Raw genomic sequence first — 7,937 nt, 5'->3', positions numbered from 1 at the left:
GAAGCGCCGTTCTCTCTCGAATGCGGGTGCAAAAGTAATGCTATAAAACATACAATCCAAATTTATCGGGCATTATTTTTTAGGCTTTTTCCCAAGACTTAACAAGTTATATAATGTACGTACGATAAAACACAATATATAGTATCCTTTTTTCCAAAATCCACTCATACCCCCTCCTATTTAAATAAAATCTGTTTTCTGTTCACCCCATGTTTTTTTAATGAAAGATGTATGAATCCCTTCGTACGATAAAGGATCGCCTGATCAAAATTCAGGCAGCTTGCCACCAAGTCCTCCAATAGTCGGTTGCGATCCACCGTGTAAATGTCTACCGCCTCCCCCTTCATATGTTGCGAGCTAGGGGCACCTCCCACTAATCGGTTTAACTCTTCGCTTCGATAGCCACTCATGATATACATAGGCTGTCGATGATATATACGCAAAGGTTCCAACAACCGCACCGTTAGATTCCGTATCGCCGGTATTACCTCCGAAGGTAACGCATTATTAAGTCCAAGTTCCACCGCCATCGCACTATAAACAAACTCGTCCATACGAAAATGCTCTGTCAATCTCTTCTCATCCTTTTCCATCTTAACTCAAATTTTCAATTTTCAATCCTTAATTTTCAATTTATAAGAGTAGTCCACCCCAAACAACGCACCGGCAAACGTACAGATCTCCCCAAATGCGACCAGCACGCTGTTATCTATCTCACCGGAAGGAGCCACCCAAAAACCACAGAATACTAAGGCAAGGCCGGCCACGCAAAGCAGCACGGCCATTACCAGTTGCACGTTAAATCTCACTCGGGCTATCACTATCAGAGCCACCAGCCTCCGCAGTGGCACCATCTTGGGAGATCCGTGAGTACTCCAGTGTCTTCTTCGTATCCTTCAACTCACCTCCCGGAGTGAAAATGATACGCGGCGGGCGCAGCATACCCGAATTGAAATCCTTTTTATCTGTTACACCATCACTACTCACCGAGATCCGAAAACTCCCGAAATCGCCGAACTTTACGATACGACCCTCCTGAAGTTCCATATCTAATACGAAATTAAGGTTATCCAATACCGCCTTCACATCTGCCGACGACACCGTACTACGTGCCGAGATCAACTTACATAGCGTTTTCATACTGGAGGTACCATTCGTTTTCGACACCGCATAAAACTTTTTCTCTGAATCCTTCTCGCCCGGCTTCGACGGACGCAACACCAACTTAAAACCTTGTGCCATATCTTTTAATTTTTATGGTTATATACCCCTTATGGAGCACGACACAAAGGTAAGATGGCCCAGAAGAGACGAACGTCCGTAGTTTTATCCATCAAACAAGTAATATTCAACTAATTAAAAATAAAAAAGCCCCAAAATTCCCCTTTTCAAAGACAACAAAAACCTGCTATTCTTAACTAACATTCAAATCCATATCTCTTTTAAAACTCATCCGTCACCTCCCTCTTTCCGGCAAGCACCAAGACTGTTTCCGCAGAATGCCCCGCCTCTCGCAAATGAGAAGCCAAGCTACGCACCGAGTCCGGAAAATCAAACCCCATCAACAAGCAAGAGGCTATTTCCAAGGAGGAAGGGGGAGTCTCACGATCCGTAAACTCCACAAGCTTCACTAGCTCCAACAAGAGTTCCGGACGAAATGGGGAATACAACAAATCACCACGCACCGTATACTTACGTATATAACACCGTTCGCACTCCCGGTCATGCTCCATATACTTCCGGATAAATTTACGGTACGCCCCGGGCATCTTCCTATAATAATCTCCATATCCCAAACTACACACATCCATTTTCCAAGACTCCCGCTCATCCGGCCCCAACGTTACCAAGAACGCGTCAAAATTCTTCACCGTGGGCTTATGCCCCAATCTCTCTCTCAAACGCTCATAGATCTTTTTCATCATGCGAACGCAGGGGGAATGTTTATCCCTGCGCCGCATATGGCCGGACACCGTACTTACATACGGATTTTCAAACACATATATAAAAACAGAACCGGCCTTCTAAATCCCTTTACGGGAAAAGAAGACCGGTACAAAACCTTGACCTTATATCGATTCTACAAAATCTCTATCATCCTATCTTTTCATCACAAAACCCACATGGTTCCTTCTCTTTTCTTGCAAATGCCTCTGGGGAGGCTCTTCTTTTTTGACGCTATATTTAAATCAACATTAATAGCATAGGCCCTCACGGATAAATCCATAATTTACTTTTTATTTCGCTCTATTCATCCAACACCTCATATTTAGAATGCTGGCTCTTGAACTCAGGAACGATCTCCTTCATCCGCTTCACGATCTGCATATCCCCCTCCACGGCACAAGCACGTACCAAGGCATCAATCCGCAGATTGGCGTCAGCATAGTCATACGCACGGACTTGGGCGATCTTGATCTTCGGATGAAAAGTAGGCTTGGAGGTCTCCTCCTCATTGAGTACCTCCTCATACAACTTCTCCCCGTCTCGCAATCCCGTGAACCGGATCTCGATTCCCTTCACCCCGCTCAGGCGAATCATACGCTCAGCCAGATCCACGATCCGTACAGGTTTACCCATATCGAACACGAAGATCTCTCCCCCATTACCCATCGTACCGGCCTCTAGGACCAGCTTACAAGCCTCCGGTATCAGCATGAAGAAACGAATGATATCCTTGTGCGTCACCGTAACAGGACCGCCCCGCTTGATCTGCTCCTTGAATAACGGGATCACGGAACCGTTCGATCCCAGCACATTGCCGAAACGAGTCGTCACGAATTGCGTACGCCCCCTCACCTTCCCATCCTTGATAGCCTGGTCCAAGCTCTGCACGTAGATCTCGCAAATACGTTTCGAGCAGCCCATCACGTTCGTGGGATTCACCGCCTTGTCGGTCGATACCATCACGAACTTCCTCGTGCCGTATTTCACCGCCAAGTCAGCGATCACCCGGGTACCGTCCACGTTGTTGCGGACACTCTCCTCCGGATTATCCTCCATCATAGGTACATGCTTGTAGGCCGCGGCATGAAACACGTAATCCGGACGATGCTCCTCGAACAATTCCTCCATGCGTTCACGTACACAAATATCGCTCACAACCGTATAGGATTCTATATTCGACCACTGACGAGCCATCATCAAGCGGACATCGTGCAAGGGGGTCTCCGCCTGATCTATCAAGACCATACGTTCCGGGGCGAACTGGGCCACCTGCCGCACGATCTCGCTGCCGATACTCCCGGCGGCTCCTGTTATCAGAATCCGCTTACCGGTAAGCTGCTCCCTCACCGCCTCCAAGTCTATCTCGATCTTATCACGGGGCAGTAAATCCTCTATATTCACCTCCCTCAACTGGGTATGGTTCAAGTCGCTCCTCCCGTCCCACTCTTGGGCGGCAGGAGTCATATAGATCTTTATATTCGCCTTGATCAGCCTGTCCACCATCTCCTGATTATTCCGGATCGCCTCAACCTTTAAGGGAGATACCAACAAAACATCGGCTTGCAGCCTTCTCATCACACCAATCAAATCCTCGTTATTCGGATAAACCTTGACTCCCATTAAATACCGATTCCCTATCTCTGTCAGATCCGAGATAAACCCTGCCAGTACAAACCGGGCCGGATCTTGATTCTGGATACTTTTCGCCAAACTCACCCCACCTTGCTTCACGCCATAGATAAAGGCTCGTTCCGCCTTAGCCACACGAAAAGTACTTACATAAAAATATTTCACGAACACACGCATCATCCACATCAAGCTCATAGCCAACAATGCGGAGAGGATCAGATCCCGTTTACGGATATACATCAAATAAGGAGAGAAATCGGTCAGTGCCTGAAACACGACCACGCAAATCAAGCCAAACAAGACGGCGAACCCCACCTTTTGCAAGTCCACGAAAGAGGAATAACGTATGATCCCCGAATAGGTATGGAACAGGCGAAAGCCTACCAGATAAGGAATCAGGCATACCAACAGCGTGACCAATAGATGCCCTAAGATATCCAAGGTTGATAATACCCCGTTATTCAAGGTATACACCAATAAGCCGGAAAATAGGATCAAGCAGCAATCCAGCAAGATAATACCCCAATAGGGTAAGGATTTCTTGGAAAAGTACCAGGTAGATAGTCGAGAAAAAAGACTCATAATAATCTCAATATATTTTTCTTTAAACAATTAACGATATAGGCCATATCCTTAGCACATAAGGATCAGGGGGGTATCACTCATGTAAGCAAGTAAAATCCACATAAAAACCATAACTTAATTCTCTTTTATAATCGAAGCTAAATATTCTTCATGCAAACAATAGTATTTTTTCATAAATACCACATACAACAACGCCACCACCACTACTACCGCCAACAAATACAACCAATGTGCCGTTACGGTATCAGGTATCACATAGATAAATGCCAAAGAAACCGCCAATTGTAAACACATATATACCAACGACACTTTAACGTGACCAATCTTAAGTTCATTCGCCATCAACTGATAAGCGTGTTTACGATGCGCTTGACCTAGATTCTCATGCAGTAGAACGCGATGCATTATCGTCAAACAACCATCCACACCATAAACCAATAAAAAGACCAAGTAAGTCACGTCCGTTGTCTTAATAATCAGACTGCCTATCATAAACAGCAAAATATAGGCTATACTTATAGAACCTACATCTCCGGCGAAGCACTTAGCCTTTCCCTTGGGACGAAAGTTAAAAAGACAGAACACCAAAACACTAAGTGCCGAAACGTAGATCAAAGACGGATCAACAAAACCGGACTTCTCGTTTACCAACATCAATGGAAGCAATACTGATAGAGAATAACCAGCCGTAATGCCATTTATACCATCCATGAAATTAATGATATTCGAGGCTCCCACACAAACGATAAGCGCCAACAACAACACCCACCACATATTCAGGCGCAATATATCCAATTGATAAAACATCATCACCATGGCAATGAATTGGGCCACCAAACGCACAGAATCAGGCAAGCTACGTACATCATCTATAAAACTTACGCCCCCAATTAAGGTAACGGCCATAAGAAACCACGGCGCAGAAAATCCAAAAAAGAAAGCCCATGTCCATAAACCCAGTAAAAAGATAATGCCACCACCTCTCAAGACAATAGAGGCATGGGAACTGCGCTCGTTGGGTTTATCAATGATATTAAACTTATCCGCTATATGGAAATAAAAAAGCTCCGCAAAAAATAGCAAAGCGAAAATCAGTACATAAAGCAAGCCGTTCATATCTTATCACTTCTTAAAGCTAAGAATAGTACAAGCCAATCCCTCTTTTGCGGATACCGGCATCTTTTGTAACCCCAAAGCCTTTTTTATTTTAGCATTACTTACCACATAATTCTCTGTCAGCTTCCGCATACGAAACGGATTGAGTGGAAGATGTAGCCATCCACCCATCTCTGCCATCACGTTCATTACCCCTTTAGGGATATACAAAATTCTCGTCTTCTTACCCAACGCCTCACAAATCACCTCGATTAATTCATTAGTAGACAACGGATCGTCATCAGCCATATGATAGATGCCGCTCTCTACCTTTTGAGTCAAGAAACCTTCTATCACTGTACAGAGGTTCTGTACGCTAGTGAATGAACGACGATTCTCAAATGCCCCAAGCGGCCAAGGAATCCCTTTACTCACTACATTATATAACAGATTCAAATTCCCCTTATTTCCCGGGCCATGAATCATACAAGGACGCATGATATATACCTGTTTGTCGGGATAGATAGAACTATCTCCAAACGCATGATACAAATTGCCTAACGCTTCAGGCGCAAACCTCTCGATGATATAGTTCTCAGCCTTGATTTTACTTTCACCGTACGGTCCTATGGGAACAGGTACACATTCTTCGGTTAGTATATCTCCTTGTACAGAATCAGCCGCACTTTTTACCGTAGAAAAAAAGATAAATTTCTTGATAGAAGGCCGAGACAAAAACCAATCAAAAATTCGTTGGGTCAATCCCGTATTAATCTTAAAATAAGTATCTGCGGCACTCCTATTTTTAGTATCATGCGCTTTCCCCGCCAAATGGATCACCGCATCAAATTCCGGTATCTCCTTATCTAAGTCATCCCAAGAAAAAGTCTTTATCACACCGTCCTTTTCCGGGGTAACAATATCCAAACCATAGAGGCCATGACGCTCCTTCAAGGCAACAACCAGATTGGAACCCACAAAACCGTGGATCCCTGTTATTAATATATTCATTGCAAATTTATTTATGATAAGTACCCCAATTAGCCCCCCCTTAAAAAGAACTTTGTCAACACTTCGGCTTGAGTACTTACTACTAATTCAATCCTACCAACGGGTTATTTATTTTCCCATACGTCACTCTTAGACACTGACATTCAAAAATCAGAAAGCCGATAAAAAACGTTTGTACGCCTCCAGTTGCCTTTCAAAACAGAAAGTCGTCTGGGATAATCTTAAGCAGTTCGCTTTTAGCTGTCGATACTCCTCATCCGGCAAGTGGCTCATGGCTTGTATATTTTTAGAAAGTCCCTCATAATCTCCGGGGGCCGAGACAAAACCCAACAGATTCTCCTTTACAATCTCCTCGCCCTCGCCGCCTCCGCAAAACAAGATAGGAACGCCTAACGGCAGCAAATCAAATAATTTAGAAGGTACCGCCCCCCTTATACGAACCGTCAAGGGGATAATGGAGGCATGGTAACGTGTAAGCTCCTCACGCATCCGTTCCTTGGGCAAAGAGCCATGATAAAAGACCCCTTTATCATGTGTCCTCACATAATCCTCTATCTCCAAGGCTTGATTGCCCCCTCCAAATAAATGAAGCTCCGCTCCCATCCCTTTAAAATCGATACGCTCTATCAACTCCAATATATTCTGCGCCACGCCCAGCAAACCGGCATAGACGATCCTGAAAGGCTTTCGAGAAGAAGGGGGTTGATTCGGTAAAACAAAACGATGCTGCAAATTCCGATACAAGAACGAGGCCTTGCCCGGCTCATACCGTTTTATATAATCCACGATCTCCTTACTCTGCCCTTGACAGGCCGTGGCCTTACGATAAAGGAACCGCTCGATACGCTCCATCACCCCATGATAAACGCCACCCTCTTTCATGGCCCCCAGCTCCACGGCCGACAATGGCCAAAGGTCTGAGACGTTCAGCACCACCTTTTTCCGGTAGCAGCAACGAAAAAGCAACATGGCCGAGGCCGCCGCCAAAACAGGAGGGGTCTGGATGATCACCTTATCATAAGATTTTATACGCTTACGCTTGAGAGCGAAACACCAAAGGGTCGTGGCGAAAGCGCACATACTGGCAAGACGGACCAACGGTCTCCTCGAGATCGAGGCATACGTCCAGTACCTGAAGACCATTATCCCGTTTACATCCTCTGTCTTGGAAAAAGCCCCCCTATATCCATCAAAGATACGTCCCTTGGGATAATTGGGTAAGCAAGTCAACACATCCACCTTTATCCCTAAGCCGGACAGTCCCTCCGCCATGTTCGTAATGCGTGAGGGTGCCGCACCGATCTCCGGAAGATAAGAGGGAGAAACGATCAAGACCCTCATTCCTTCCGGTTCAAAAATTCCACGATCCTTCCACAAGCCAATCCATCACCATAGGGATTGACCGCCTTGCTCATCGCATCGTAATAAGCCGTATCATCAAGCAACGCCGAGACCTCGCTCACGATCTTGTCATAGTCCGTTCCGACCAGTTTCACCGTACCTGCCGCGAGAGCCTCCGGACGCTCGGTCGTATCACGCATCACCAACACGGGCTTGCCCAAGCCGGGAGCCTCCTCTTGGATACCGCCGCTATCGGTCAGCACTATCGTTGATTTCTCCATCAGATAGACAAACGACAGATATTCCAATGGCTCAATGAAGAACATATT

At 45.6% G+C, this 7,937-nt stretch carries 9 protein-coding genes; all 9 read right to left on the bottom strand.

Annotated elements, in window-relative coordinates; translation table 11 throughout:
• Positions 1-176: 176 nt before the first annotated feature.
• Positions 177-593 carry a D-Ala-D-Ala carboxypeptidase family metallohydrolase gene (locus DW033_RS23875; RefSeq protein ID WP_009276832.1) on the bottom strand — a complete coding sequence of 139 codons (417 nt, stop codon included), beginning with the start codon at positions 591-593 and terminating at the stop codon, positions 177-179.
• Positions 594-614: 21 nt separating this feature from the next.
• Complete coding sequence (locus DW033_RS24420; RefSeq protein WP_140394020.1) at positions 615-809, bottom strand: hypothetical protein; 195 nt, start codon at positions 807-809, stop codon at positions 615-617.
• A complete protein-coding gene (locus DW033_RS23870; protein WP_036614740.1) occupies positions 799-1,242 on the bottom strand; it encodes an HU family DNA-binding protein in 444 nt (147 codons plus the stop codon). Before DW033_RS23870 ends, DW033_RS24420 begins: the two co-directional genes overlap by 11 nt.
• A 200-nt stretch (positions 1,243-1,442) precedes the next feature.
• Entirely contained in the window at positions 1,443-1,925 is a 483-nt protein-coding gene (locus DW033_RS23865; RefSeq protein ID WP_122383232.1) for a hypothetical protein, read from the bottom strand.
• A 322-nt stretch (positions 1,926-2,247) separates the two neighbouring features.
• Positions 2,248-4,158, bottom strand: coding sequence for a nucleoside-diphosphate sugar epimerase/dehydratase (locus tag DW033_RS23860; protein ID WP_122383231.1), 1,911 nt, complete (start codon positions 4,156-4,158; stop codon positions 2,248-2,250).
• Between the two features lie 117 nt (positions 4,159-4,275).
• A complete protein-coding gene (locus DW033_RS23855) occupies positions 4,276-5,277 on the bottom strand; it encodes a glycosyltransferase family 4 protein (RefSeq protein ID WP_122383230.1) in 1,002 nt (333 codons plus the stop codon).
• Between the two features lie 6 nt (positions 5,278-5,283).
• Positions 5,284-6,267, bottom strand: coding sequence for an NAD-dependent epimerase/dehydratase family protein (locus tag DW033_RS23850; protein WP_122383229.1), 984 nt, complete (start codon positions 6,265-6,267; stop codon positions 5,284-5,286).
• A 150-nt stretch (positions 6,268-6,417) separates the two neighbouring features.
• Positions 6,418-7,608: a glycosyltransferase family 4 protein gene (locus tag DW033_RS23845; protein WP_122383228.1), complete on the bottom strand. Its 1,191-nt coding sequence runs from the start codon at positions 7,606-7,608 to the stop codon at positions 6,418-6,420.
• Positions 7,605-7,937: UDP-N-acetylglucosamine 2-epimerase (locus DW033_RS23840; protein ID WP_199712383.1), on the bottom strand; the 333-nt coding region annotated here is incomplete at its 5' end. The genes DW033_RS23840 and DW033_RS23845, both read right to left, overlap by 4 nt.

The sequence above is a fragment of the Parabacteroides sp. AF39-10AC genome, from assembly GCF_003635405.1.
GTDB lineage: Bacteria > Bacteroidota > Bacteroidia > Bacteroidales > Tannerellaceae > Parabacteroides > Parabacteroides distasonis.
This window is presented reverse-complemented; position numbering and strand designations above follow the sequence as displayed.

What these genes read in the sequence shown, in the direction of transcription:
- DW033_RS23865 (WP_122383232.1), bottom strand. Translation starts at nt 1,925, where the DNA reads ATGATGAAAAAGATCTATGAGCGTTTGAGAGAGAGATTGGGGCATAAG.
- DW033_RS23870 (WP_036614740.1), bottom strand. Translation starts at nt 1,242, where the DNA reads ATGGCACAAGGTTTTAAGTTGGTGTTGCGTCCGTCGAAGCCGGGCGAG.
- DW033_RS23860 (WP_122383231.1), bottom strand. Translation starts at nt 4,158, where the DNA reads ATGAGTCTTTTTTCTCGACTATCTACCTGGTACTTTTCCAAGAAATCC.
- DW033_RS23855 (WP_122383230.1), bottom strand. Translation starts at nt 5,277, where the DNA reads ATGAACGGCTTGCTTTATGTACTGATTTTCGCTTTGCTATTTTTTGCG.
- DW033_RS23875 (WP_009276832.1), bottom strand. Translation starts at nt 593, where the DNA reads ATGGAAAAGGATGAGAAGAGATTGACAGAGCATTTTCGTATGGACGAG.
- DW033_RS23845 (WP_122383228.1), bottom strand. Translation starts at nt 7,608, where the DNA reads ATGAGGGTCTTGATCGTTTCTCCCTCTTATCTTCCGGAGATCGGTGCG.
- DW033_RS23850 (WP_122383229.1), bottom strand. Translation starts at nt 6,267, where the DNA reads ATGAATATATTAATAACAGGGATCCACGGTTTTGTGGGTTCCAATCTG.